We start from the raw sequence: 24,063 nt of genomic DNA, 5'->3' as shown, positions 1-24,063 counted from the left end.
CGCTGCCGGACGCGGCCTGGGAGATGGTGCCGGCCGAGCCGCGGGTGGCCGCCGCGCTGGACTGGCACCCCGACCACGGCGACCGCTGTCAGCACCTCACCTTCACCTCGCCCGGCCTTGACCGCGACGGGCTGCTGGCGCTGCTCGACTCGTGTCTGCTGACCGACGCCGAGTACGCGGCCGGGCCGGACGCCTGGAGCCGGCTGCCGCGCGCCTTCGACGAACTGCTCGACCCGGTCGCCTGACCGGAACGCGGCAGCAGCGCCAACTGGCCCGGGTTCCCCTACCCGCCCCTTCCCGCAGTAACGATATGCGGCTGCGCCGCGTGGCAGGGGCTTCGCCCCTGGACCCCGGGGTCCAGGGGCGAAGCCCCGCCTTCCAGCCTCTCCGGCGCTTGAGGAGCGGGGTCTGGGGCGGAGCCCCAGTTGTGGGAAGGGGCGGGGAGGGGATCAGCCCGCCGCAGGCGTCACGACCCCCTTCAAGAGCTCACCGGTCAAGAACTCACCGGCGCACCGGCTCGGTGGCGTCGGCCGTGGTGTTCAGATCGCGGTCGAGGGTCTCCGGGGACATCCGGGTGGCGACGAGGCTGACCGCCGTGACCAGCGACATGTAGACGGCGACCGGTATCCAGGAGTCGGAGAACGCGGTGAGGAGCGCGCTGCAGATCAGCGGCGCGACCCCGCCGCCGATGAGCGAGGAGAACTCCCGGCCCAGTGTGACGCCCGCGTAGCGGTAGCGCTTGCCGAACAGCTCGGGGAAGTAGCTCATCTGGACGCCGACCGAGCCGTGGCAGGCCAGGATGAAGCCGATGACGATGGCCACGGTGATCGCCACGTGTGAGCCGGTGTTCAGCGCGATGAAGGTCGGGGCCGGCAGCAGCACCAGCGCGGCGGCGATGGTGGAGTACACCGGGCGCCGCCCGAGGCGGTCGGAGAGCGTGCCGAAGCAGATGGCCGCGAGACCGCCGCACAGGGCCCCGATCAGCAGCACCTGGGGGACGAAGTCCTTGTCGACGCCGACGCTGGACACCAGATAGGAGGCCATGAAGACCTGGTACGTGTAGGACTGGGTGCTGACGCCGAAGTTCATGAACAGCACCAGCAGCATGGGCTTCCGGCCGTGTTGGAAGACCTCCTTCACCGGTGAGGCGGGCCGCTCCCGCTGCTCCTTGAGCTCGGTGAAGACCGGGCTCTCGTTGAGCTTGCGGCGCAGCACCAGGGCGATCACGGTCACCAGGAGGCTGCTGCCGAAGATCAGCCGCCAGCCCCAGCTCATCAGGGCGTCGTCGGGCAGGCGTTGGGCGAGGATCCAGGCCACCGCGCCGAGGGCGGTGCCCAGCGCGGCGCCGGTCATGACGAGGGAGGACAGTCTGCCGCGGCGTCCGGGGGCGGCGGTCTCGGTGAGCAGGGTGGCGCCGCCGGACTGCTCGGCCCCGGCCCCGAAGCCCTGCCCCATGCGGCAGATGAGCAGCAGGATCGGGGCGAGCAGCCCCACCTCGTTGTAGGTGGGCAGCAGTCCGATGGCGAGGGTGGAGCCGCCCATCAGGAGCAGGGTCGCCACCAGTACCCACTTGCGGCCGAGGCGGTCGCCGTAGCGGGAGAAGAAGAGCCCGCCGAGCGGGCGGGCGGCGAAGCCCACGGCGTAGGTGCTGAAGCTGGCCAGGATGCCCACGGACGGTGAGGCGTTGGGGAAGAACAGGTCGCTGAAGATCAGCGCCGAGGCGGTGCCGTAGATGACGAAGTCGTACTGTTCGAGCGCGGTGCCGATGAGACCGGCCAGGGCGGCGCGGCGCACCGCGCGGGGGTCGGCGGGTGGTTCGGCGGGGGAAGTGGCCGGTGACGGGGGACGCGTCGTGGCGGGAGTGGGATTGCTGTCCATGATCCATGCCTCCTTGAACGGATCGATGCAGCGGAGCGGGGGAGGGGAGGGCAGGTGAAAGGGGAAGGGTGAGTGGGGAGTTGGGGACGGGGTCAGCGGTGGGCGGGGGTCTGGAGGGCGTCGGCGGCCGCGGCGGCGGGCCCGTGGCGGACGATGAGGTCGATCAGCTCGGAGACCCGGGTGGCGAAGTCCGGGTGGTCTCTCAGTCCGTCGCCGAGCAGCCCGCTGTCCAGGACGGCCTCGGCGAAGGGCGGCCCGGAGGCGGTGGTGTTCCGCCCGGCGATGGTGGCGAGCGTGTCCCGGGCGGGGTCCGCCATCGCGGTGGCGTGGGGTCCGGGGGAGAAGCCGGGGGGCGGTGCCACGCAGCACAGATAGGCGGCGACGGTGAGCGCCAGATGGTGGGGCATGCGTCCGGCCCGCAGATGGAACAGGGCGGGTTCGGGGACCCGTTGGCGCAGTTTGACCGAGCCGTCGGAGCCGACCTGCCGGGTGCGGTGGCCCAGGGCGGTGTTGGCCCAGCGGTCGAAGAGCTGCCCGATGTAGTGGTCGGGGTCGATGTCGGTGGGCACGGTGAGGGTCGGCAGATAGTCGTCGTGGAGCGCCGCGCGGGCGGCTTCGGCGATGAACGGCCGGGCGGTGGCGTCCGGGATGGTCTCCCGTCCGTCCAGCGCGCCGAGGTAGGCGATGAGGGAGTGGGTGCCGTTGAGCAGCCGCAGCTTCAGCAGTTCGTAGGGTTCGACGTCGTCGGTGAAGAGCGCCCCGCCGGCTTCCCAGCGCGGGCGTCCGGCGGCGAAGCGGTCCTCCATGACCCACATGCTGAAGGGTTCGGCCGGCACGGGGACGGTGTCGCGTACGCCGAGGTGGGTGGCGACGGCGTCGCGGTAGGTGTCGGTGGTGGCGGGGACGATGCGGTCGACCATGGAGTTGGGGAAGGTCACCGCGGTTTCCAGCCAGGGCGTGAGGTCGTCGCGTTCGGCCGCGGGGAGGGCCTGGGTGAACTCGTGGACCAGCCGCCTGGTCTGGCCGCCGTTGCCGGCGAGGTTGTCGCAGCTGAGCACGGTGATGGGCCGGGCGTGGGCGCGTATACGGCGCTGGAGGCCGCGGACTAGCCGGCCGATGGTGGTCCGTGGTGGCGTATCGCCGCGCAGGTCGGCACGGACGGCGGGGGTGTCGAGGTCGAGGCCGCCGGTGCGCGGGGAGAAGGTGTAGCCGTGTTCGGTGACGGTCAGGGTGATGACGGCCGTGGCGGGTGCGGCGAGGGCGTCGAGGAGGTCGTCGGGCCGCTCGGTGGCCACCAGGGTGCCGGTGTGCACGGCGGGGACGGTGACGCGGGTGTCGTCGGGGGAGATCTCCACGACGGCGTAGGTCATCTCCTGGTCGCGCATCGCCCGCGCCACGGTGGCGGAGTGGCTGGCCACGCCGAGGATGCCCCAGGGGCCGTCGGTGTGGCGCAGGGCGGCGGCGGTGTGGACGGCCTGGTGGGCGCGGTGGAAGTTGCCGAGGCCCAGGTGGACGATGCCGGTTTCGGCGGGCGGGTGGGGGAGGGTGAGGGCGGCCGCGGGGGTGGTGGCGCGGCGGAGGCGGGGGGGGGGGTGGGGCATCGGTGTCACCAGTCCGTCATCGAGCCGTCGAGCCGTCGTGCGACCGGCAGATAGGCGGGTTCGTAGGGGTGGCGGGCGGCGAGTTGCTCGTCGATCTCGACGCCGATGCCGGGTGCGTCGCCGGGGTGGAGGTGGCCGTCTGCGTAGGACCAGGAGTGCCGGAACACCTCGTGGACCAGCGGTTCGTAGCCCATGTACTCCTGGATGGCGAAATTGGGGGTGGCCAGGCCGAGGTGGAGTGAGGCGCCGAGGGCGACCGGGGAGATGTCCGAGGGGCCGTGCGGTCCGAGCCGCACCTGCCAGAGGTCGGCGAGGGTGGCGATGCGCCGCAGATGGCTGATGCCGCCCGCGTGGCTCACACAGGTGCGGATGAAGTCGATGAGCTGCTCGGTGATCAGCGGCTGGCACTCCCAGACGGTGTTGAACACCTCGCCGATGGCCAGCGGGACGGTGGTGTGGTGGCGGATGTGCCGCAGCACCTCCTGGTTCTCGGCGGGGGTGACGTCCTCCAGCCAGAAGAGGTCCACCGGTTCCAGGGCGCGGCCGAGCCGGGCGGCCTCGCCGGGGGTGAGCCGGTGGTGGGTGTCGTGGAGCAGTTTCAGCTCGGGGCCCACGTGTTCGCGGATCCGGGTGAGGACGCGGGGGATATGGCGGAGGTAGGCGTCGGTGTCCCAGGTCTCCGCCACGGGGGCGGCGCCCCGGCCGGCCGGTTCGTATCCGGTGCCGCTCCTGCTGACGCCGTAGACCATCTCCAGGCCGGGGACGCCGCTTTGGGCCCGTACGGCGCGGAAGCCGCGGTCCCGCCGTGTCTCGATGGACTCCAGCAGCTGGGGGAGGTCCCAGCCGGTGGCGTGGGTGTAGGCGAGGATCCGGTCGCGTACCGCGCCGCCCAGCAACTGGTAGACGGGCTGGCCGGTGGTCTTGCCCTTGATGTCCCACAGCGCGATGTCCACCGCGCCGATGGCGGTCATGGTCACCGGTCCGCGGCGCCAGTAGGCCCCGCGGTAGAGGTACTGCCAGGTGTCCTCGACGCGGGCCGGGTCGCGGCCGATGAGGAGGGGGGCGAGGTGGTCGCGCAGATAGGAGGCGACGGCGAGTTCGCGGCCGTTGAGGGTGGCGTCGCCCCAGCCGGTGACGCCGTCCGCGGTGGTGATCTTGAGGAGGACGAAGTTGCGGCTCGGGCTGGTGACGAGGACGTCGACGGCGGTGATGGTGTCGGTCGTCGTCACGGGGCCACCGCCACCACGTTGTGGAGCGGTTCGCCCGTGGCGAGCCGGCGGATGTTGGCGGTGATGTCGGCGGTGCGGTGGACGAAGGTCTGGCGGGTGAGGCCCGAGGAGTGTGGGGTCATCAGCACGTTGTCCAGCGTGTCGAAGGGGTGCTTGGCGGGGGCTGCGGTGTGGCCGTCGGCCGGGTAGCGGTACCAGACGTCGATGGCGGCGCCGCCGATGGCGCGGTCGCGCAGCGCCTCGTACAGCGCGTCCTCGTCCACGACGGGACCACGGCCGACGTTGACCAGGACGGCGTCCGGGGGCATCCGGGACAGCTCGGCCGCGCCGATCAGCCCGGTGGTGTCCTCGGTGAGCGGTACGGACACCACCACGGCGTCCGAACTCTCCAGCAGGGTGTCCAGGTCCTTGACGGTTCCGGCCCACAGCAGTCCTTGGGCGGCCGCGTCCACGTCCCCGCGGCGGGTGACGGCGATGCCCCGGGTGCCGAACGCCTGGAACAGCCGCCAGCAGCGGGCCCCGATGTGCCCGAAGCCGACGAACCCGATGGTGGCGGTGGTCAGGTCCGCCGCCCACGGGGACCGTGGGTCATGGGCGGGGGAGTCCCAGTGTGCTTCCCGGCGCAGTGCGGCGTGCTGGCGCAGAAAGCCACGGCGCATCAGGATCGTGGCGGACACGGTGTATTCGGCGATGGCGTTCTCGTGGTGGAAGGTGTTCGCCACCTGGGTGCCCGGCGCCAGGGCCGCGATGTCGATGTTGTCCGTTCCGGCTCCGGCGGCGTGGACCAGCCGGAGCCGGGTGGCGGCCTCGGCCATGGCGGCGGTGCACCGGCCCGAGACGAGGACGTCCGCGTCCGCGATGGCGGCTTCGACCGCCTCGGTGTGCCGGGGGTCGGGCCAGTGGACGACCGTGCCGTGGGGGAGGGCGGCCTCGAACTCGGTGCGCAGCGGGGCGAGGTTGGGGTCGGCGACCACCACGGTCAGGGGGTCGGTGGTCATGAGGCGTCCTTGGTGGCGGGGATGGCGGGCGTGGTGGGGGTGGCGGGCGTGGCGGGCGCGATCTCTGCGGCGAGCGTGTCGGGCCGGTGCCGGGCGGTGCGGGCGGCGGCGGGGCCGGTGGAGTCGCGCACGATGAGCTGTGTGGGCAGCCGGTGCGTACGGGGGATCTGCCGCTCGCCCGCGAGGACCTGCCCCAGCATCTGCAGGCTGAGCGCCCCGGCGCGGGCCATCGGCACGGCGACGCTGGTCAGGGAGGGCTGGGAGACCTCGGCGAAGGGGATGTCGTCGAACCCGATGACGCTGAGGTCCCCGGGCACGCTCAGCCCCAGCGTCCGGGCGCCGGTCAGCACGCCCAACGCCATCAGGTCGTTGTGGGCGATGGCGGCGGAGGCGCCCGAGGCCATGACGCTCGCGGCGGCGGCGGTGCCGCCCGCCACCGTCTCGGCCTGCCAGCCGAGCAACTCCAGGTCCAGTCCGGCGCGTTCGGTCTCGGCGCGGATGAGGTCGGCGCGGTGGGCGTTGGACCAGGAGCGCCGCATGCCCTGGACGTAGGCGATCCGCCGGTGTCCGAGGGCGGCGAGGTACTCCACGGCCTGGCGCATGCCGTGGGCGGCGTCGGCGAGCACACAGTCGGTGCCGGACGTTTCGCGGTTGACCAGCACGGCGGGGGTGCGGCCGCAGATGTCGAGCACATCGTCCGCGTCCAGCCGGGGGGAGCACACGACCAGGCCGTCCGCCCGCTCCTTCAGATGTGCGAGGACCTCGCGCTCACGGTCCGGGTCGAGGTCGGTGTCGGCGAGGACGACGGTCTGCCTGCGGTGGCGGCACTCGCCCTGCGCGGCCTTGACGAAGGCCCCGAAGACGGGGTTGGCGATATCGGGGACGACGAGCGCGACGGTGGCGGTCTCGGCCCGGCTCGCGGTGGCGTTCTCGGCGGTGCGCGCCACGGGCGGTTCGTATCCCAGCTCCTGCGCGACGGTCAGCACCTTGCGCAGGGTCTGGGGGCCGAGCCGGCCGGGGTCGCTGAACGCCCGGGACGCCGTGGACAGTGCGACATTCGCGCCCTTGGCGACATCGGTCAGGGTGGGGGCCATGGCAGCCCGTTACCGGTGTGACGAGGTGGGGTGGATGAACGGCATGTGGCATGGTCTTCACCGTTGCGCAACCTTGTCAATGCTTGCCAAAACATTGGCAAGGCCGGTCAGCGCCGAAACTTTCCATGGCCCGGAGCGGCCTTTCGCGGTCCGGCGAAGTCTTCTCCGGCTCGACGGGTGCACGCGTGCGCGTGTATGCACATAATGGCGGCATGGAGTCCCATCACCACGGACACCGGCACCATCACCACCGCCGGCACCAACTCGCCCATCTGCTGAAACCGCACTCCCACGAGTCGGCGCAGAAGGTCGACCCCGCGCTGGAGTCGTCGGCCGAGGGCATACGCGCCCTGTGGCTCTCCCTCGCCGTCCTCGGCGCCACCGCGGTCCTCCAGGCCGTGGTCGTCATGCTGTCCGGCTCGGTGGCGCTGCTGGGCGACACCGTCCACAACGCCGCCGACGCGCTGACCGCACTGCCGCTCGGCGTGGCGTTCGTCCTGGGGCGCCGCGCGGCGAACCGCCGGTTCACCTACGGCTACGGCCGGGCCGAGGACCTGGCCGGGATCGTCATCGTGCTGACCATCGCCGCCTCGGCGGCCCTGGCCGCGTACGAGGCCGTGGAGCGGCTGCTGCACCCGCACCCCATGTCCCACCTGGGCGTCGTCGCGGTCGCGGCGGTCCTCGGCTTCATCGGCAACGAATGGGTGGCCCGGCACCGGATCCGGGTCGGGCGGCGGATCGGCTCGGCGGCCCTGGTCGCCGATGGGCTGCACGCCCGCACCGACGGCTTCACCTCCCTGGCCGTGCTGCTGGGCGCGGGTGGCGCGGCGCTCGGCTGGCAGGCCGCGGACCCGATCGTCGGCCTGGCCATCACCGCCGCCATCCTGCTCGTCCTCAAGGACGCGGCGCGCGAGGTGTTCCGGCGCCTGATGGACTCCGTCGACCCGGCGGTGGTCGACGCGGGCGAGGCCGCCCTGCGCGAGGTCCCCGGAGTGCTCGGCGTGACCGAACTCCGGATGCGCTGGATCGGCCACCGGCTGCGCGCCGAGGTCACGGTCGAAGTGGACGGCGGCCTGGAGCTGCGGGCGGCACACGATGTGGCGGTCGGGGCCGAACACGCCCTCCTCCACGCCGTGCCCCGGCTGACCGCCGCCCTGGTGCACACCGATCCGGCCCCCGGGCCGGGCGCGGAGGACCCGCATCGCCTGCTGGCCCACCACGCCGCGTGAGTGCCGTCCGAGGACGGATCGGGGCACCTCAGTCGTGCGGCGGGGCCCCGGTGACCATGTGGTCCGCGTGGTTGACGGCCTCGATCACCAGCCGGCGCAGATGGCCGTCGTGAAGGGAGTACACCGAGCGGCGGCCCTCCTTGCGCACCTGGACCAGCCCGGCCAGCCGGAGCTTGGCCAGATGCTGGCTGACCGCCGGGCGGGCCGCGCCGCTGGCCTCGGTGAGGGTGTTGACATCGGCCTCGCCCCGGGCGAGGGACCACACCAGATGCAGCCGGGTCGGGTCGGACAGCAGCGAGAAGACATGGGCGGCCGTGGCGAACTGCGCCGCGCCGCTGGGATGCGTATGCGAGCGCGACCGGGTCGCAGTTGAGGAGGGTTCGCTGACCGGCATGTCCCCATCGTAGAGCGGCGGGCGCGGGGCGGACCCCGCTCGGCCCGCACGGTGTCGGGCGGGCCGGGCGGTGTCGGGCGGTGTCGGGCGGGAAGACCGGCCGCACGGGCGGGAAGACCGGCCGCACGGGCGGGAAGACCGGCCGCACGGGCGGGAATACCGGCCGCACGGGCGGGAAGACCGGTCGCACGGGCGGGAATACCGGCCGCAGCGTGACCGGTGGCCGAAACCCGGCGCCATACTGGAGCACATGCACCGCGCCGTCTCCCCTCAACTACCGCTGCCGCGCGCCCTCGGGCCGGTCACCGGCTCACACCCGCGCCGCCGGACCGGGTACGGCCTCGACACGGGCCGGGGCTGAGCGATGGGGGACACGGTGAACACCCCCGCCGGAACGGGGGAGTTGCGGCGGCGCCTGGGGGTCTTCGACGCGGTCGTGGTCGGCCTGGGGTCGATGATCGGCGCGGGCATCTTCGGGGCGCTGGGGCCCGCGGCGCGGGAGGCGGGGACGGGGCTGCTGCTCGGCCTGGTGGCCGCCGGGGTGGTGGCGTACTGCAACGCCACCTCCTCCGCGCGGCTGGCCGCCCGCTATCCGCGATCCGGCGGCACCTACGTCTACGGCCGTGAGCGGCTGGGCGACTTCTGGGGGTATCTGGCCGGCTGGGCGTTCGTGGTCGGCAAGACCGCCTCCTGCGCGGCGATGGCCCTGACCGTCGGCTCCTACGTCTGGCCCGCCCAGGCACACGCGGTGGCGGTGGCGGCCGTGGTGGCGCTGACGGCCGTCAACTACGTGGGGGTGCACAAGGCCGCCTGGCTGACCCGGGCGATCGTGGCCGTCGTGCTCGCGGTCCTGGCCGCCGTGGTCGTCGCCCTCCTCACTTCCGGCGAGGCGGACGCCGCACGGCTGGAGATCGGCGGCGACGCCACCCTCGGCGGGGTGCTGCGCGCGGGCGGCCTGCTGTTCTTCGCCTTCGCCGGATACGCCCGTATCGCCACCCTCGGCGAGGAGGTCCGCGACCCGGCGCGCACCATCCCCCGCGCCATCCCGCTCGCGCTCGGCATCACCCTGGCCGTCTACGCGGCGGTCGCGATCGCCGCGCTGACCGTACTGGGCAGCGGCGGTCTCGGCGCGGCGGGCGCCCCGCTGGCCGACGCCGTGCGCGCCGCCGGGCTCCCGGGGCTGTCGCCGGTGGTGCGGGTCGGCGCCGCGGTGGCCGCGCTGGGGTCGTTGCTCGCGCTGATCCTGGGCGTCTCCCGGACCACCCTGGCCATGGCCCGCGACCGGCACCTTCCGCCCGCGCTGGCCGCCGTGCACCCACGGTTCGCGGTGCCGCACCGCGCCGAGCTGGCCGTGGGCGCGGTGGTGGCGGTCCTGGCGGCGACGGCGGATCTGCGTGGCGCGATCGGGTTCTCCTCGTTCGGCGTGCTGGCCTACTACGCCGTCGCCAACGCCTCCGCGTGGACCCTCACCCCGGCCGAGGGCCGCCCACCGCGGATCGTGCCGGGGCTCGGCCTGGCCGGCTGTCTGCTGCTCGCCTTCGCCCTCCCCGTCTCCTCGGTGGTCTCCGGCGTGGCGGTGCTGGGCCTGGGTGCCGCGGCCTACGGGGTGCGGCGCGCGACGGCCGCGTAGCGGATCCCGCCCCTGCCGTGCGCACACCGCGCGGACGGCCCGGGGCCGGCCGGTCCGCCCCTGCTGGGCCCGCCGGACGGGCCGTGCCCGCCTTCATCCGGCAGGCGCCGGCCGATGAACCCCGCACGGCCACCGGCGACGGCGGCCGGACCCGCTCGCTCGCCTATATCGACGAGGGGCCGGCCCGCCCGCACCATCGACTGGTTCCGGAACCGGTCCGCCCGACCCCTCTCACAGCAAGCCCTCCTGGCTCCGGCTCTGGTCATGGTCGTCGGTGGTGGTCATCGGCCATGGGTGACGGCCCGTTTCTCCTCCCGTCGGGGTGCGTCGTCCGTCCGCTGCCGGTCCACGCGCCGGGCGGCCTCCTCGACCCACGGCGGCAGCGGCCGGCGCTGCCACAGCGCGGCAGGCAGCCGGGCGAGCAGACCGCTCAGCGCGGCCCGCGCCACCGGGTCCCGCCCGGCCTCGGTGAGCAGCCCCGCGGTGCGCCGGGCGGCGAGTGGCAGCGGGCGGCGCAGCCAGCAGCCGATCAGCTCGTCGCGCCGCATCACGGCGGTGCGCTCGTCGGCGCGCGACGAGGGGCCCGGATGGTGGTGGGCGACCACCTCGGGGCAGTACGAGACGCCCCAGCCCATCGCGGCGAAGTCATACGCGAGCAGCGTCTCCTCGCCGCCGGAGCCGCCGGAGCCGCCGGAGCCGCCGGAGCCGCCGGAGCCGCCGGAGCCGCCGGAGCCGCCGGAGCCGCCGGAGCAGATCAGCGGATGGAAGCCGCCCACCTCCAGGAAGGCGCCGCGCCGCACCACGGCCCCGCGGGCGAGGAAGCCGAACACCTCGCGGCCGGGAAGGTCCTCGGCCCGGCCGATGGGGGAGGCGGCCAGGGCGGCGTTGAGCGGATCGGGCCGTTCGTCCCGGCCGACCCGCACCTGGGCCGCCAGCAGCCCCAGCCGCGGATGGCCGTTCAGCAGGGTGGCCGCCCGCGCCAGGGCACCCGGCCGCCACCAGGAGTCGTCGTCGCTGAAGGCCACGTAGGGGGTGCCGATGGCGCGTACGCCGTCGTTGCGGGCGAGCGCGCCCCGGTTGGCCCCTTGCGCCAGGACCCGCACCTGGGGAAAGCGCTCGGCGACCATGGCCCGGGTGTGGTCCGTCGAGCCGTTGTCCACGACCATCACCGGTGGCCGCTCCGGCAGGGCGGTGAGGTGTTCCAGGGCGGTGGCGAGTCCTTCGGCGCGGTCGCGGGTGGCGAGAACCACGCCGATGGCGGGGCCGGGCGCGTTCATGGCCACCAGGTACCCGGCGCCTCGGCTGCCAAGCGGTAGGCCCATCCGCCGGGCGCATACGCGATGCGCGCCCGGCCGTCCATACTGGCGCACCGCCGTTGAGAGTGATCTATGTCATGTTCGACACAGTCGTCCCGGGGGTACGGTGCTGACAGCTATCGCGCAAGAGGAGCGGCTTCGTTTGTCCCTGGACCTGTCATCCGTCATAGCGGCGACCACGCATTGGCTGATCAGGGCCTATCCGGCGGCCGACGGCGCGATGAACGCGGCGCTCGCGGAGGCGCAGGCGCGGCAGGCCGTGACCGTCGCCGCCTGGCTGCGCTACCCCACCACCGACACCGCCCTGGTGACCATGGCCGGACCGGGCGGTTCCTACCGGCTGGACTGGCTCGTGGACGCGGAGCCGTACGAGATCCGCGGCCCCGACGGCGTCTGGCGCACCTGGGTGGACGAGGTCGTGGCGAGCTGGGCGGCGGCCCTGCTCACCTGCTCGAGCCTGGCGTCCGAGGCGGTGGCGGCGCTCGCCGACTGTGAGCACGCCACCGGATCCCCCGGGGAGTTCCGGCGGCTCACCGAGCCCGACACCCACGACTGTCAGGCCGCGCCGCTGATGCGCCATCCGGACCTGATGGCGTGCGTCGTCGACCTGCACCGCCCCCAACTGCTGGAACGTCTGCGGCGGCTGCGCAGCGACGATCAGACGCCCACGAGCGCGGCCTGACCGCGTCCGACCACCACGGTGGCTTCACGGTGCCTGGCGCACCCCCTGCGCCTCCACGGTGACGCGCTCCCTCCCGGGGGGCGGTGGACCACCGCGGCCGGGAAGTCCGGGTCCCCGCTCTCCGCCAGGAACGCGGAGAGCGGGGAGCTGAAGGCGGCGTAGTCGTCGTAGTCGTCGCAGTGCACCGGCAGCACCCGCTCCGGCCGTACGGTCCTGACCGGACCGGCACCCTGGAGCGCGTGCGTGGTCACGATCAGCCCGCCCGGAAGACGGGTGCCGCCGAGGTGGCGCGGGAGAAGCGGGAGGGGTCATGTTCCGACCACCGCCTCCCGCGGTTCGGTCCGGCCGGGGCTGAACATCGTGGCGGCCGCGGCGTCGTGCAGCGACTGGAGCGTCGCGCGCTGTCGCCGCGCCCGGTTCAGCAGCTCGGTGAGCCGATCGGGGTCCAGCCGGGGGTCCTCGTCGGCCGCGGTCAGCAGCGCGTGCCACAGCAGCGCCTTGCCCTCCACTCCGATCCGCAGCGACTCCAGCTCCAGGACCGTGCTGAGCCCCGAGCGGCGCCGCAGCCGGCCGTTGGGCTTCAGCCGCCCGGTCTTCTCGCCCAGCCAGCCCCCGTAGACCTTGTAGCGGCGTACGGGCACCTCGAGGTCGGCCATGACGGTCAGGAGCGCCGCGCGGTCCTCCATGATCTGCGCGGCGACGTCCTCCAGGTCGCCGCCGAAGGGCGACTCCCGGTGCTCGCGGGCCGTCCGGCGGGCCAGCTGCGTTCCGGCCGTCGCTCCGGCCAGGTGATCGTTGAGGTAGATGCCGAGCATGCGGGGGGATGTCGGTGTCCTGGGCTCGCTCATGATCGTCCTTTGGGGTGCGGCACGGTCGTATCCGGCCACGCGCCGGTCGGATCGGGCCCGTGGTCGTATCGGGCCACGCGCCCCACGGAGTGCCCAGCTCCGGCCGCCTCAACCAGCCCCCGCGCCGCCGACGGGGCCTCAGTCGCCGTGGGCTACCGGCTCGGGATCGGCGTCGAGCGCATCGAGCACCGCGTCGCCGTTCGCCATCGCCCACTCGGTCAGCATGTGGATCGGATCGATCAGCGTCGCCCCGAGCGGGGTGAGCTCGTACTCGACGCGGGGCGGCACCTCGGCGTAGGCGTGGCGGCGGATGAGTCCGTGCGCCTCGAGCCGCCGGAGCGTCTGGGTGAGCATCTTGCGGGAGATGCCGCCGATCATCTCGATCAGCTCGCCATGGCGCACCGGGCCCCTGCTGAGGCCGTAGAGCACGACCGCCGTCCACTTGTCGGCGATCAGCTCGACCGTCAGACGCGCCGGACAGTCGGCGAGGAAGGGACCACCGGGGCCGAAACCGCTCATGGCGCCAAAGGTACCTGCTGGTTCCTATCGGAAACATAGCCTGGGTTCTCCCCCTCCAACCCTCCGAAGCCAGGAGAGTCATGCGAGTCATCACCCAGCGGACGCTCGGCGGTCCCGAGGTGCTCACCGTCGTGGAAGCGCCCGAGCCCCAGCCCCTCCCGACCGAGGTTCTCGTCCGCGTCAAGGCGATCGGGCTGAACCCGCTGGAGGCGCTCCTGCGCGCCGGTGAGTTCCCCCCGCTGATCGGCCGGCCGCCGTTCATCCTCGGCTGGGACATCAGCGGCGTGGTCGAGGAGGGGTCGCTGACGTATCGGTTCAGGCCCGGCGACGAGGTGTTCGGGATGCCGCTGTTCCCGCGGGCTGCGGGCGCCTACGCCGAGGTCGTGTCGGCGCCGGCGCTGCACCTGGCACGCAAGCCGGCGTCGCTCTCGCACGTCGAGGCGTCGGCGCTGCCGGTCGTCGGGCTGACGGCGTGGCAGGGCCTCGTCGACCTCGGCGGCGTGACCGAGGGCGACCGCGTCCTCGTCCACGGCGGCGGTGGCGGGGTCGGCCACGTCGCGGTCCAGATCGCGAAGGCGCTCGGCGCGTACGTGATCGCGACCGCCGGCGGGAGCAAGCGGAAGTTCGTCGAGGGGTTCGGCGCCGACGAGGTGATCGACTACACGGCGGTCGACTTCACCGAGGCGGTCCGCGACGTCGACGTCGTGCTCGACACGATCGGCGGCGACACCGCCGAGCGGTCGCTCGAAGTGCTCCGCCCGGGCGGTCATCTGGTGACGGCGGTCGCCGAGGAGGATTCGGGGCTCGTCGCCAAGTACAAGGCGGCCGGCATGCGCTTCAGCGGCATCGCGGTCGACCCCGATCCGGTCGCCCTGCGAGGTCTCGTCGAACTCGTCGAACAGGGCAGGCTCCGGGTCCATGTGCAGGAGACGTTCCCGTTCGAGCGCGTCGCCGACGCGCACCGGCTGCTCGACGGCGGTCACCTCAAGGGCAAGCTCGTCCTCACCGTCTGACGTCGCGGTCTCGCGGTCTCGTGGTCCGCACGCCGTCGGTGCGGTCCGCTGCGGGACGCCGGGCTGCGCGAGGTCGCCGCGGAGGCGCGCGGACGGCCGGAACGGCGAAGTGAACGGGCCGACGAGTCCGGGCCGGAGGCCGATCGCTCAGGCCCCCACGACCCCGTCCACGCCCTCGCGCAGGAAGTCCGCGTGCCCGTTGTGGCGGCCGTACTCCAGCAGCACATGCACCAGCACCATCCGCAGCGACACTTCCTCGCCCCACCGGGGCTGATGGCCCGTCAGGTCGAGCGACGCCGCCTCCCGCTCGATCCGGCGGGAGGTCTCGACTTCCGCCTCCCAGGCCGCGAACGCCTCGGCTCCGGTCGCCTCGGTCACGTCGTACGCCGCCTGGAAGTCGATCGTCGGGGACCAGACCATCGGTGCGTCGTGGTCCTCGAACACCCGCCGGAACCAGGCCCGTTCCACCTCGGCCAGGTGCCGCACCAGGCCCAGCAGCGTCAGCGTCGAGGGCGGCATCGACCGCTGCCGCAACTCCTCGTCGCTCAGCCCCGCGCACTTCATGGCGAGCGTCGCCCGCTGGTAGTCCAGGAAGGCGCGCAGGGTTTCGCGTTCGTCGCCGAAGTGGGGTGGTTCCGGGCGGCTGTCGGCGGTCATGGTCGTTCGTCCTCCTCGACGGCTGGGCGGGGCCCTGGGCGGCGCTGGTCGGCCTCATGGGACCACGGCTGTCTGGACCCGGCCGCACCGGGGGCCACCGCCGAGCCGCCGAGCCGCCGAGCCGCCGAGAAGGACTCCCCGGCCCGGGTCCGCCCCGGGCCGGGGGAGGCCGGTCAGTCCTCGTCCTCCTCGTCCTCGAACGCGTCGCCGATCTCGTCCACGACCTCCGCGGCGACCATTCCGCCGACGACGCCCACCGCGACACCCGCCGCGACGCCTCCGACGATCGCCGCGGTGCTCGGACCGGAGCGCCGCCCGCTGTCGTGGTGCCCGCCGTGGTGCCCGTCGTGGTGGTCCGCGTGCCCGTAGCTGTGGCCGTACGAGCCATGGGCGCCGTACGGGTCGTGCGAGCCGTGGGAGCCATAGGCGGCGCGCCGCTCGACGAGCTGGCGGATCCAGGCGTCGACCTCGGTGTTCCAGTCTCGGTGCTCGACACCCTCATGGCCGATGGTGAAGAGCGTGAGGGCGTCCTCCCCCGAGGAGAAGAGCCCGCCGCGCTTGTCGGCCTCCAGGACGACGTCCATGGCGCCCGGGTTCGCCAGGAACGTCACCTCCAGCTCGTTGATGGCGTGGGCGTACTGGGGCGCCGGGGTGAGCTCGATCTCCTGGTAGAACGGCAGCCGCTGCCCGGTGCCGCCCACGTGCCCCAGCTCCAGATCGGCGGACTTGAAGCCGAAGCCGAGCTGCCCCAACGCCTCCAGAACGGCCTCCTGGGCCGGCAGCGGGGCCACGGTCAGCTGGTCGAGGTCGCCCTTGTCCTTCGCGCCCGCGACCTCCAGCCCGGTGCGGACGCCGAGGATGATGCCCAGGGGCTGCCCGTACAGCTCGGTGATCGGCGTCTCCCAGGGGAGGTGGGCCGTGAACGGGAGGCTGCGGTGCTCGCCCTCGGCGAGCCGGAAGCCGCCGCCGACGGTGAAGCGGTCGAAGAGGACGACCCCCTCCCGCTCCTCGTCGCCGCGCTCGTCCTCCACCCGGGCCACGAGCTCCAGCGTGATCTGCTCGATCTCGAAGTCCGCCGAGCCACCCCGGAGATGGACCTGACCGGACAGCGGCCCGCCGGGGCGTACCGGGCCGGGGTCCAGCACCGTGTCCACGGTGGGCCCGCCGACACCGAGCGAGCCGAGCAGTCGTTTGAACACCATCGGGGCGTCCACTCCTTCAATGTGCGTACTGTCGCGTGTGCGTGGGGGGTACGGGCGCGTGCGGCGGAGGATGGCGGGGGACGGGGGACGGGGGACGGGGGACGGGGGACGGGGGACGGGGGACGGGGGACGGGGGACGGGCGGCAGCGGGCCGTGCGCCGCGGAACGTTCGCGGCCGGTGGTACGTTCACCGTGCGTCCTCCCTCCATGCTTCTACACGCATGTAGAAGCATAGGGGTGTGAACCGCGTCGAGGCGGTCCATCCCGGCGCGTTGGCGCGGGAAGTCCGAAAATGATCATTCACGGGGCCGTGCGGGGCCGTGCCGGGTGCCGTTCGGGCGAGGCGTCATCCGCGCAAGGTGCCGGCCACCGTATCCGCGAAGGCCCGGGCCAGCGGCGGGAGCGCGTCCCAGCGGCGTGCGGCCCAGCCGACCGGCAGCGGCGGCAGCGCGGGAATCGGGACCAGCCGCAGCGGCCCGTCGTCCCCGGGCACCGGCAGCCCCGGCAGGGCGGGCACCACGGCCCGCCCCAGGCCGAGTTCGGCCAGCAGCAGGGCCGTGTCCCAGTCGGCGACGCCGGTGTCGGAACCGGCCCGTACGCCCAGCTCGGCCAGGGCCGCGTGGAGCCGCCCGCCGGAGGTGGAGTTCGGCGGCAGCCGTACGAGGGGGATCTCGGCGAGGTCGGACACCTCCACTCGCGACCGGGCCGCGAGCGGATCCCCGGCCCGCAGCGCGAGCACCCACGGCAGCTCGGCCACCGGCCGCTGCTCGACCCCGCGCACCGGCCCGCCGAGTGTGATCCAGGCCAGATCCAGATTGCCGGCGATGAGTGCGCCGAGACAGCCCCGGCTGGAACTCTCGGTCTGGAACTCCAGGTTCACCTTCGGATAGCGGCGGCGGAACGAGACGATCGCCTCGGCCATGAAGTGCCGCACGGTGGTGCTGCCGGTGGTGATCCGCACCGAACCGCTCTCCCCGTGCACGAGGTCCCCCAGGCGACGCAGCGCCAGATCGAGCCCGGCGATGCCATCGGCGGCGGCCTCGCACAGAATGCGTCCCGCCGGAGTGGGCACGACACCGCGCGCCTGGCGCTCCAGCAGGCTGACACCGGTCTCGCGTTCCAGCCGCTTCACCCGCTGGCTCACCGCCGACTGTGTGCAGGTCAGCTCCCGGGCCACGGCGCTGAGGCTGCCGGCCCGGCACACGGCCACGAACACCCGCAGATCGTCCAGAGTCATAACCCCCAAGGTAGAGCTAGGAGTTGGCGAGCAATTCCCAGGATTGACTGGGGTGGCCGGTGGTCGGGACGATCGTCGCAGGGCTCAGGCGGCAACCCGTACGGCGCCGGCACGAGGATCCGGACCGGGTGGGGGCGTGGTACGGGTGCCGACCTGCCAAGCACCGAAAGGACACGACCTGTGCCTGCCGCTCCCCCTCCCGCCGCCGACCGGGCCGTCACCCTCCTGCGCCGCCTCGGCGCCGCGCGCATCGCCCACCCCGGCGGCAGCACCCTCCTCGCCCACCTCCAGCGGGTACGCGCCCGGCTCGCCGCGTGGGGAGCCCGCCCCGAACTCCAACTCGCCGGGCTGTGCCACGCGTTCTACGGAACCGACGGCTTCCCCGTCACCCTGCTGCCCCTCGGCCGCCGCGGCGAACTCGTGGCGGTGATCGGCGCGGAGGCCGAAGCCATCGTGTACCTCTACGCGAGCTGTGACCGGAAGGCCACCTGTCCGGCGCTCGGCGCCACCGACGCGGTCTTCCACGACCGCTTCACCGGCCGCGCGCACACCCCCGAACCCCGGCTGCTCCGGGACTTCGCCGAGCTGTCGGCCGCCAATGAGCTCGACCTGGCCCGCCTCGACCCCGCCCTACGGGAGCGGCGCGGCCCCGAACTCCTCGCCCTGTTCACCCGCTGCCGCCCGCTGCTCAGCCACCCGGCCTGGCTGGACGGCCATGCGACCCTCGCGCCGTCCCCGCTCACGCACGAGTGAAGTGGCCGCTCGGCGGGCGCGGTGGAGTGCCCGTTCGGCGGGTGCGGCGGAGTGCCCCTTCGGCGGGCGCGGGGAGTGCCTGTTCGGCGGGTGCGGCGGAGTGCCCGCCCGCTCGGCGGGCGCGGTCCGCGGGCGCGGGTGTGATATCGCCGGAAGCGCGGGACCGCAAAACGGCACGCCGATCCGTACACCTTTTCGGCGCGTTCTCGCCGCCCGCGCGCACCGGCCGGGATTTTGTGATCACGAATTGCCGGAAGCGTTCGCGCACGGTAATGGCTTGGTCAACTTCATGGAGAGCATGAAACGATCTAGGAATTCCCCGTGCAGGAGATGACCGGATCAATGTCTTGACCGGAATCACGCCGGGCACGGAAACTCAAATCGCACTCACGCATCAGGAGCCGCAAGCGACGTTCCGAACCCTGCGATACCGGTTTCGCGGGGGCGTGCGACCGGGGGAAGTACAGAGAGGTGTGCGCGGCGAGAAATCCGCGCGTGTGATCTTCACTTCCCCTCCTCATCTCTTGATGCGCTGAAGAGAATGGAGGGGGAATGCCGACGCCCGCGGGCTATCCCGGTGTCTACATCGAAGAGCTTCCGAGCAGCGTCCGTACCATCGCCTCGGTCACCACCTCGGTGACCGCCTTCGTGGGCCACACCCGGCGGGGCCCGCTGAACACCCCGGTCCGCATCACCAGCTTCGCCGACTTCGAGCGCCGTTTCGGGGGCCTCACCTCGCAGAGCGCGGTCGGCTACGCGGTGCACCAGTTCTTCGGCAACGGCGGCACCGTGGCGGTCGTCGTCCGCGTGACCAAGGCCGGGAGCGGCGAGGCCGCCGGTGTCACCCTCGAATCCACCGAGGGCCACAGCGAATGCCCCGTGCTGGAGGTGCACGCCAAGGAGCCCGGCCACTGGGGCTCGGGCCTGCGGCTGGCCGTCGACTACGACACCCCGTGCCCGGAGGAGACCTTCAACCTCCATGTGCTCGACGCCCGGGGCACCTCCCGCGAGTCCTTCACCAACCTGTCCATGGACCCCGCCCACGGCCGCCACGCCGAGACCGTGATCAACGCCGGGTCGGGGCTGATCCGGGTCAAGGCGGTCGGCGAGGGCCGGCCGGACCCCTCCGGCACGGTCTCCAAGCCGTTCGCGCGGGAACTCCCCGATCTCGAGGTCGAGCTGACGGTCAAGATCGGCGAGGTGGAGCGCGCGTTCACCCTCTACGACCCGGACTGCGACGGCGAGGCTCCGTGCGACGTCACCGAGCTGGCCCTGCTCCTGGAGCGCAAGCTGCGCGCGTTGCCCGACGCCCCCGGCAAGCACGCCTTCGCGGGCACCGAGGTCACCGCGTTCGGCCGCCGCCTCCAGGTCGTCGCCGGCTCCATCGACCCCGACGACGTCGTGCGGTTCCTGGGCGAATGCGCCAATGACCTGGGCCTGGAGGCATCGGTCAACCCGCCCGTCTTCCCGCTGTCCGGCGGCGAGGACGGCGCCCCGCCCGGCCCCCGCGACCTCATCGGCAGCGAGGCCGACAAGACCGGCCTCCAGGCGCTGCGCGACATCGAGGACGTCAACCTGCTGTCGCTGCCCGAGCTCGCCGGATACGAGTCCGTGGGCGACATGGTCACCGTGCTGTCGGCGGCCGACCGGCTGTGCCGGGAGCGGCGGATCTTCCTGCTGGTGGACGCCCCCTCCGCCTGGGGCAGCGTGGACGCGGCCCGCGCCGGGATCGGCGCCTTCGAACCGGTCCGCAGCGACCACGCAGCGCTGTACTTCCCGCAGTTGCGGCTCACCGACCCGCTCACCGGGCGGCTGCGCGCCTTCCCGCCCTCCGGGGCGCTCGCGGGCGTCATGGCCCGTACGGACGGCGAGCGCGGCGTCTGGAAGGCACCGGCCGGGACCGAGGCGCGGCTGGCCGGGGTGTACTCACTCGCCGTCCAGCTGACCGATCGCGAGAACGGGCTGCTCAACCCGCTGGGCATCAACTGCCTGCGCACGTTCCCGGTGGTGGGCCCACTGGTCTGGGGCGCCCGCACGCTGCGCGGCGCCGACGCGCTCGACAGCGAGTGGAAGTACGTCCCGGTGCGGCGGCTGGCGCTGCATATCGAGGAGAGCCTGCGCCGCGGACTGCAATGGGTCGTTTTCGAACCCAATACCGAGCAGTTGTGGCAGCAGATCCGGCTGAACGCATCCGGCTATCTCCACACGCTGTTCGAGAAGGGCGCGTTCAAGGGCGGCACTCCGCGGCAGGCGTACTTCGTCAAGTGCGACAAGGACACCACGACGGACGAGGACATCGCCAACGGCATCGTGAATGTCGTGGTCGGTATTGCGCCGGTCAAGCCCGCGGAGTTCGTGATCGTCAAGATCCAGCAGATGGCCGGACAGTTCGAGATTTAGGAATGTGATGGCTGAGTTCCAGGTCAACGCCCATCGCTTCGACCCGTACAAGAACTTCAAGTTTCTGGTCCTCTGGGACGGTCGTACGGTCGCGGGCATCAGCAAGATCAGTCCGCTCAAGCGCACCACCGAGGTCGTCAAGCACCGCAACGGCGGCGACCCCAGCTCACCCCGCAAGTCCCCGGGCCGGTCCGAGTTCGAGGGGATCACCCTGGAGCGCGGCGTCACCCACGACCCCGAGTTCGACCGCTGGGCCAACAAGGTCTGGCAGGTCGGCGCGGGACTCGGCTCCGAGGTCTCGCTCGCCGACTTCCGCAAGGACATCGTCATCCAGGTCCTCAACGAGGCGGGCCAGGTGGCCGTCTCGCACAAGCTCTACCGGACCTGGCCCAGCGAATACCAGGTGCTCGGCGAGCTGGACGCCAACGCCAACGCGGTCGCGATCCAGAGCCTGAAGCTGGAGTGCGAGGGCTGGGAGCGCGACTACGAGGTGCCGGAGCCGGAAGAGCCCTCGTTCACGCATCCCGCGTAGGCGCGCCTGTGTAGACGCGGGACGGGGACGGGACGGGTCGGAGCGCGGGACGGCGGCGGTCGTCGGGACGGCGGCGCGGCGGTCGTCGGGACGCGATGGCGATGGTCACGGGTACGGGGATCGGCACGGTACGGGGAGCGGACGGCCTGAGAGATGGGGAACACGGGGCCCGCGGAGCTGCTGGCCATCTGGGAGGCGGGGCTGGCGCACCACGGCCCCGGCCGCGCCTTGCTGCTGCACCGGGCGGCCCGCCCGGAGACCGCGGCGGATGAGCTGCTTTCGCTGCCGGTGGGCGAGCGCGAGGCGGATCTGTACGCCCTGCGCCGCGCGCTCTTCGGCGAGCGGATGCAGATCCGGGCCGAGTGCGGTGCGTGCGGCGAGGCCATGGAGTTCGACCTCGACGCACGCGACCTGGGCGTGCGCCCGGGAGAACGGGACGGCCCGCTTCGAGTGGAGGAGGGCGAGTGGACGATCGAGTTCCGGCTGCCCACCGTCGCCGACGTGGAGGCCGCCGCGCAGGCGGCGGCCGAAGCGGGCGGGCGCTTGGGGGTGGGCGCGGACTCCGGCGTGGGCGCGGACGTGGACTCGGGCGCGTACCGGGACGTGGGCGTGGGTGCGGACTCGGGCGCGTACGGGGACGTGGGCGTGGGTGCGGACTCGGGCGCATACGGGACCGGGGGCGTCGGCGTGGACTCCGGCGCGTACGGGGATTCCGGCGCGTACGGGGACTCGGCCTCGGACTCGCACCGCGCCGAAGCCGAGCGAGAGCCCATCGCTACCGCCACCGCCACCGCCACCGCCACCGCTACCGCCACCGCCCGCGCCCGCCGGGCCCTGCTCGCCCGCTGCATCGTCTCCGCGCACCGTTCGGGGCGGCCTATCCCCGCCGACCGCCTCCCCGCGGCCGAACTGCCGGAGCCGGTGCGGCGGCGCCTCGCCGAGGCCGCCGAACGCGCCGACCCGGCGGCCGATGTGACGCTCAACGTCGCCTGCCCCGAATGCGGCGAGGCCACCCGGGCCGAGCTGGATATCGCCTCCTACCTCTGGGCCGAACTCGACCACTGGGCACGGGACCTGCTCCTCGATGTCCACCTGCTCGCCACCGCATACGGCTGGAGCGAGCCTCAGATCCTGGCGCTCAGCCCGCTGCGGCGCCGTTACTACCTGGAGCTGTGCGCCGATGGCTGACTACTTCGACCGGCTGCTCGCGCGGCACGCCCCCGTCCTCGCGCCCGTCCCCGTGTCCGGGTCGGCGGCGGGCGGCGGTGCCGGCGACCGCCCGGTCCGGGTACGGCCGCGGCTGCCGGGCCCGTATGAGCGGATCGAGGCGCTGCGGGGGGACTCGCCGCTGCCGGAGGAGACCACGCCCACCCACGTGGCCCCGCCACCGGCGGCCGAGCGCCACCAGCAGGTCGTTCGGCACGAGCGCGAGGTCAGGACGGACCGGCACACCGTCGTACGCGACGAGCCCACACCGTACGAGGATGTGGAGCGGCAGGCCGAACTCCCCTCCCCGGCACCGCTGTTGCTCCCCGGCACACAGATCACCGCCAGACCGAACCCGGCCGCCCCCGACGCACCGGCCGCCCGGTGGGGCACCACGGCGTCCCCGGCACCCGACGCCACACCGGCTGCCGCGCGGCCCTCGCCCGGCTTGCCGTCCGCGGACGTGTGGTCCGCGGTGGCCGCCGCGCCGCCGCCCCGCGCGTCGGACCCCGCACTGGGACGCGAGGCAGCACGGCTCCCCACCGGGCGGCGCCGCGCCCGGTCCGCCCAGCGCACGGTGCACGTCCAGATCGGGCGGCTGGAGGTCACCGCCGCCGCCCCGCCCGGCGCCGACCGCGCCACGGGCGCCCGCGCCGGAACGACGGGACGGCGTGCGCCCGCGCTGAGCCTGGAGGACTACCTGGCACGCGGCGAGAGGAGGGACTGACCCATGAGCAACGGACTCGCCTTCGCGACCGTGACCCAGGCCCTCGCGCTGCTGATCGCGAACAATCTGCGGCCCGAGATCGACATCGCGGTCACGGTGGACACCCGTCGGCCCCCGGCCGAGCCGCCCGCCGAACCGACCATCAACATCTTCCTCTACCAGGTCACCCCGAACGCCTCGATGCGCGCCACCGACCTGCCCACCCGCGCCTCGGACGGCACCCTGCTCAAGCGACCGGCCGCGGCGATGGATCTGCACTACCTGATCAGCGCGTACGGCGAGGAGTCCGAACTGGTCGGGCAGCGCCTGATCGGCACCGTGGTACGCATCCTGCACGAGATACCGATACTGCCGAAGGACGTGATCGAGGAGGCCGCCCGGCGCTCGTACCTGACGGGCAGCGACCTGCTCGAGGCGGTGCAGCGGGTGCGCTTCACCCCGACGCAGATGGACGTGGACGAGACCTCCAAGCTCTGGGGGATGCTCTACCAGACCCCGTATGTGCTGTCGGTCTGCTACCAGGGCTCTTTGGTCCTGATCGAGGGACGCGAGCGCCCGGTCCCGGCGAAGCCGGTGGGACGGCCCACGGTGCGGGTGCTGCCCTTCGGCGCCCCGGGAGCGCCGGAGCCACCGACCCTGCCGGGGGCGGGCGGGGAACCCGCCGAGGCGGAGGCGGAGACATCGGCGGAGGCCGAGCCCCCGCCACCCACCCAGCCCACCAAGAAGCGCCCCGCCGCCGCGAAGACGGCCGCGGCCAAGACCGCCAAAGCGGCCAAGACCGCCAAAGCGGCCGCCACCAAGTCGGCCGCGACCAAGACCACGAAGTCCGCCGCCGCCAAGTCGGCCGCCTCACCCACCCGTACCCGCAAGTCCACGCCACGGCGCCGCGGCGGCCGCTCCGAGGACACGGAGAGCTGA

At 73.2% G+C, this 24,063-nt stretch carries 23 protein-coding genes and 1 pseudogene; 11 read left to right on the top strand and 13 right to left on the bottom strand.

Translation table 11 applies throughout. The features are described from left to right. Window positions 1–245, top strand: a pseudogene (locus NP777_RS29665) (GTP-binding protein); the annotation flags it as partial. Window positions 246–501: 256 nt separating this feature from the next. Here NP777_RS29665 and NP777_RS29660 read toward each other — a convergent pair. The 5 genes from NP777_RS29660 to NP777_RS29640 all read right to left on the bottom strand — a co-directional run bounded on the left by NP777_RS29660 (window position 502) and on the right by NP777_RS29640 (window position 6,800). Next, a complete protein-coding gene (locus NP777_RS29660) occupies window positions 502–1,878 on the bottom strand; it encodes an MFS transporter (protein WP_256653236.1) in 1,377 nt (458 codons plus the stop codon). 92 nt (window positions 1,879–1,970) lie between these two features. Continuing rightward, on the bottom strand, window positions 1,971–3,479 hold the full coding sequence (locus tag NP777_RS29655; RefSeq protein ID WP_256653235.1) for a mannitol dehydrogenase family protein: 1,509 nt from the start codon (window positions 3,477–3,479) through the stop codon (window positions 1,971–1,973). Window positions 3,480–3,484: 5 nt separating this feature from the next. Continuing rightward, window positions 3,485–4,690 (bottom strand): D-mannonate dehydratase ManD, encoded by a 1,206-nt coding sequence (gene manD / locus NP777_RS29650; protein WP_256653243.1) that lies wholly within the window; start codon window positions 4,688–4,690, stop codon window positions 3,485–3,487. A 14-nt stretch (window positions 4,691–4,704) separates the two neighbouring features. After that, window positions 4,705–5,706 (bottom strand): 2-hydroxyacid dehydrogenase, encoded by a 1,002-nt coding sequence (locus NP777_RS29645; protein ID WP_256653234.1) that lies wholly within the window; start codon window positions 5,704–5,706, stop codon window positions 4,705–4,707. Then, complete coding sequence (locus tag NP777_RS29640; RefSeq protein WP_256653233.1) at window positions 5,703–6,800, bottom strand: LacI family DNA-binding transcriptional regulator; 1,098 nt, start codon at window positions 6,798–6,800, stop codon at window positions 5,703–5,705. The genes NP777_RS29645 and NP777_RS29640 overlap by 4 nt, the downstream gene beginning before the upstream one ends. Window positions 6,801–7,012: 212 nt before the next feature. On the opposite strand from NP777_RS29640, the gene NP777_RS29635 reads away from it, so the two are divergent. Beyond that, entirely contained in the window at window positions 7,013–8,029 is a 1,017-nt protein-coding gene (locus NP777_RS29635) for a cation diffusion facilitator family transporter (RefSeq protein WP_256653232.1), read from the top strand. Window positions 8,030–8,057: 28 nt separating this feature from the next. Here the strand turns inward: NP777_RS29635 and NP777_RS29630 are convergent, their stop codons facing one another. Then, window positions 8,058–8,423 (bottom strand): ArsR/SmtB family transcription factor, encoded by a 366-nt coding sequence (locus tag NP777_RS29630; RefSeq protein ID WP_256653231.1) that lies wholly within the window; start codon window positions 8,421–8,423, stop codon window positions 8,058–8,060. Window positions 8,424–8,787: 364 nt separating this feature from the next. Here NP777_RS29630 and NP777_RS29625 point away from each other — a divergent pair, with 364 nt between their 5' ends. Continuing rightward, a complete protein-coding gene (locus tag NP777_RS29625; protein ID WP_256653230.1) occupies window positions 8,788–10,053 on the top strand; it encodes an APC family permease in 1,266 nt (421 codons plus the stop codon). Window positions 10,054–10,334: 281 nt separating this feature from the next. Here NP777_RS29625 and NP777_RS29620 read toward each other — a convergent pair whose 3' ends face one another. Further along, on the bottom strand, window positions 10,335–11,330 hold the full coding sequence (locus NP777_RS29620) for a glycosyltransferase family 2 protein (RefSeq protein WP_256653229.1): 996 nt from the start codon (window positions 11,328–11,330) through the stop codon (window positions 10,335–10,337). Between the two features lie 181 nt (window positions 11,331–11,511). On the opposite strand from NP777_RS29620, the gene NP777_RS29615 reads away from it, so the two are divergent. Beyond that, the gene (locus NP777_RS29615; RefSeq protein WP_256653228.1) at window positions 11,512–12,051 is read left to right on the top strand and encodes a hypothetical protein; all 540 of its coding nucleotides are present in this window, start codon (window positions 11,512–11,514) and stop codon (window positions 12,049–12,051) included. Here NP777_RS29615 and NP777_RS29610 read toward each other — a convergent pair. The 3 genes from NP777_RS29610 to NP777_RS29600 all read right to left on the bottom strand — a co-directional run bounded on the left by NP777_RS29610 (window position 12,027) and on the right by NP777_RS29600 (window position 13,418). Then, window positions 12,027–12,302: a hypothetical protein gene (locus tag NP777_RS29610; RefSeq protein ID WP_256653227.1), complete on the bottom strand. Its 276-nt coding sequence runs from the start codon at window positions 12,300–12,302 to the stop codon at window positions 12,027–12,029. The genes NP777_RS29615 and NP777_RS29610 overlap by 25 nt on opposite strands. Before the next feature lie 57 nt (window positions 12,303–12,359). After that, a complete protein-coding gene (locus NP777_RS29605; RefSeq protein WP_256653226.1) occupies window positions 12,360–12,899 on the bottom strand; it encodes a hypothetical protein in 540 nt (179 codons plus the stop codon). A 138-nt stretch (window positions 12,900–13,037) separates the two neighbouring features. Further along, window positions 13,038–13,418 carry a winged helix-turn-helix transcriptional regulator gene (locus tag NP777_RS29600; protein ID WP_256653225.1) on the bottom strand — a complete coding sequence of 127 codons (381 nt, stop codon included), beginning with the start codon at window positions 13,416–13,418 and terminating at the stop codon, window positions 13,038–13,040. Between the two features lie 80 nt (window positions 13,419–13,498). Here NP777_RS29600 and NP777_RS29595 point away from each other — a divergent pair, with 80 nt between their 5' ends. Further along, entirely contained in the window at window positions 13,499–14,431 is a 933-nt protein-coding gene (locus NP777_RS29595; RefSeq protein WP_256653224.1) for an NADP-dependent oxidoreductase, read from the top strand. 147 nt (window positions 14,432–14,578) lie between these two features. Here NP777_RS29595 and NP777_RS29590 read toward each other — a convergent pair whose 3' ends face one another. The 3 genes from NP777_RS29590 to NP777_RS29580 form a co-directional block, all read right to left on the bottom strand. Beyond that, window positions 14,579–15,088, bottom strand: coding sequence for a DinB family protein (locus tag NP777_RS29590; protein ID WP_256653223.1), 510 nt, complete (start codon window positions 15,086–15,088; stop codon window positions 14,579–14,581). A gap of 173 nt (window positions 15,089–15,261) precedes the next feature. Beyond that, the gene (locus tag NP777_RS29585; RefSeq protein ID WP_256653222.1) at window positions 15,262–16,290 is read right to left on the bottom strand and encodes a sporulation protein; all 1,029 of its coding nucleotides are present in this window, start codon (window positions 16,288–16,290) and stop codon (window positions 15,262–15,264) included. A 346-nt stretch (window positions 16,291–16,636) separates the two neighbouring features. After that, a complete protein-coding gene (locus tag NP777_RS29580) occupies window positions 16,637–17,527 on the bottom strand; it encodes a LysR family transcriptional regulator (RefSeq protein WP_256653221.1) in 891 nt (296 codons plus the stop codon). 180 nt (window positions 17,528–17,707) lie between these two features. On the opposite strand from NP777_RS29580, the gene NP777_RS29575 reads away from it, so the two are divergent. The 6 genes from NP777_RS29575 (at window position 17,708) to NP777_RS29550 (ending at window position 24,063) form a co-directional block, all read left to right on the top strand. Beyond that, the gene (locus NP777_RS29575; protein ID WP_256653220.1) at window positions 17,708–18,280 is read left to right on the top strand and encodes a DUF6817 domain-containing protein; all 573 of its coding nucleotides are present in this window, start codon (window positions 17,708–17,710) and stop codon (window positions 18,278–18,280) included. A gap of 552 nt (window positions 18,281–18,832) precedes the next feature. Next, window positions 18,833–20,680, top strand: coding sequence for a phage tail sheath family protein (locus NP777_RS29570; protein WP_256653219.1), 1,848 nt, complete (start codon window positions 18,833–18,835; stop codon window positions 20,678–20,680). A 7-nt stretch (window positions 20,681–20,687) separates the two neighbouring features. Beyond that, window positions 20,688–21,212: a phage tail protein gene (locus NP777_RS29565; protein ID WP_059144851.1), complete on the top strand. Its 525-nt coding sequence runs from the start codon at window positions 20,688–20,690 to the stop codon at window positions 21,210–21,212. Between the two features lie 153 nt (window positions 21,213–21,365). Next, window positions 21,366–22,400 (top strand): T4 family baseplate hub assembly chaperone, encoded by a 1,035-nt coding sequence (locus NP777_RS48830; protein ID WP_449343553.1) that lies wholly within the window; start codon window positions 21,366–21,368, stop codon window positions 22,398–22,400. Further along, window positions 22,393–23,145, top strand: a complete 753-nt coding sequence (locus tag NP777_RS29555; RefSeq protein ID WP_256653218.1) for a hypothetical protein — start codon at window positions 22,393–22,395, stop codon at window positions 23,143–23,145. The genes NP777_RS48830 and NP777_RS29555 overlap by 8 nt, the downstream gene beginning before the upstream one ends. 3 nt (window positions 23,146–23,148) lie before the next feature. Next, window positions 23,149–24,063: a DUF4255 domain-containing protein gene (locus tag NP777_RS29550; RefSeq protein WP_256653217.1), complete on the top strand. Its 915-nt coding sequence runs from the start codon at window positions 23,149–23,151 to the stop codon at window positions 24,061–24,063.

The sequence above is a fragment of the Streptomyces rugosispiralis genome (genome assembly GCF_024505145.1).
Classification (GTDB): Bacteria; Actinomycetota; Actinomycetes; order Streptomycetales; family Streptomycetaceae; genus Streptomyces; species Streptomyces rugosispiralis.
Note: the sequence above shows the minus strand (reverse complement) of the source record. Positions and strands in the feature narration are given on the sequence as shown.

Excerpts from the sequence above, each read along its gene's own strand:
- NP777_RS29645 (WP_256653234.1), bottom strand. The coding sequence starts at position 5,706 with ATGACCACCGACCCCCTGACCGTGGTGGTCGCCGACCCCAACCTCGCC.
- NP777_RS29625 (WP_256653230.1), top strand. The coding sequence starts at position 8,788 with ATGGGGGACACGGTGAACACCCCCGCCGGAACGGGGGAGTTGCGGCGG.
- NP777_RS29640 (WP_256653233.1), bottom strand. The coding sequence starts at position 6,800 with ATGGCCCCCACCCTGACCGATGTCGCCAAGGGCGCGAATGTCGCACTG.
- NP777_RS29605 (WP_256653226.1), bottom strand. The coding sequence starts at position 12,899 with ATGAGCGAGCCCAGGACACCGACATCCCCCCGCATGCTCGGCATCTAC.
- NP777_RS29660 (WP_256653236.1), bottom strand. The coding sequence starts at position 1,878 with ATGGACAGCAATCCCACTCCCGCCACGACGCGTCCCCCGTCACCGGCC.
- NP777_RS29600 (WP_256653225.1), bottom strand. The coding sequence starts at position 13,418 with ATGAGCGGTTTCGGCCCCGGTGGTCCCTTCCTCGCCGACTGTCCGGCG.
- NP777_RS29555 (WP_256653218.1), top strand. The coding sequence starts at position 22,393 with ATGGCTGACTACTTCGACCGGCTGCTCGCGCGGCACGCCCCCGTCCTC.
- NP777_RS29580 (WP_256653221.1), bottom strand. The coding sequence starts at position 17,527 with ATGACTCTGGACGATCTGCGGGTGTTCGTGGCCGTGTGCCGGGCCGGC.
- NP777_RS29550 (WP_256653217.1), top strand. The coding sequence starts at position 23,149 with ATGAGCAACGGACTCGCCTTCGCGACCGTGACCCAGGCCCTCGCGCTG.
- NP777_RS29590 (WP_256653223.1), bottom strand. The coding sequence starts at position 15,088 with ATGACCGCCGACAGCCGCCCGGAACCACCCCACTTCGGCGACGAACGC.
- NP777_RS29635 (WP_256653232.1), top strand. The coding sequence starts at position 7,013 with ATGGAGTCCCATCACCACGGACACCGGCACCATCACCACCGCCGGCAC.
- NP777_RS29570 (WP_256653219.1), top strand. The coding sequence starts at position 18,833 with ATGCCGACGCCCGCGGGCTATCCCGGTGTCTACATCGAAGAGCTTCCG.
- NP777_RS29655 (WP_256653235.1), bottom strand. The coding sequence starts at position 3,479 with ATGCCCCACCCCCCCCCCCGCCTCCGCCGCGCCACCACCCCCGCGGCC.
- NP777_RS29595 (WP_256653224.1), top strand. The coding sequence starts at position 13,499 with ATGCGAGTCATCACCCAGCGGACGCTCGGCGGTCCCGAGGTGCTCACC.
- NP777_RS29630 (WP_256653231.1), bottom strand. The coding sequence starts at position 8,423 with ATGCCGGTCAGCGAACCCTCCTCAACTGCGACCCGGTCGCGCTCGCAT.
- NP777_RS29620 (WP_256653229.1), bottom strand. The coding sequence starts at position 11,330 with ATGAACGCGCCCGGCCCCGCCATCGGCGTGGTTCTCGCCACCCGCGAC.
- NP777_RS29585 (WP_256653222.1), bottom strand. The coding sequence starts at position 16,290 with ATGGTGTTCAAACGACTGCTCGGCTCGCTCGGTGTCGGCGGGCCCACC.
- NP777_RS48830 (WP_449343553.1), top strand. The coding sequence starts at position 21,366 with ATGGGGAACACGGGGCCCGCGGAGCTGCTGGCCATCTGGGAGGCGGGG.
- NP777_RS29565 (WP_059144851.1), top strand. The coding sequence starts at position 20,688 with ATGGCTGAGTTCCAGGTCAACGCCCATCGCTTCGACCCGTACAAGAAC.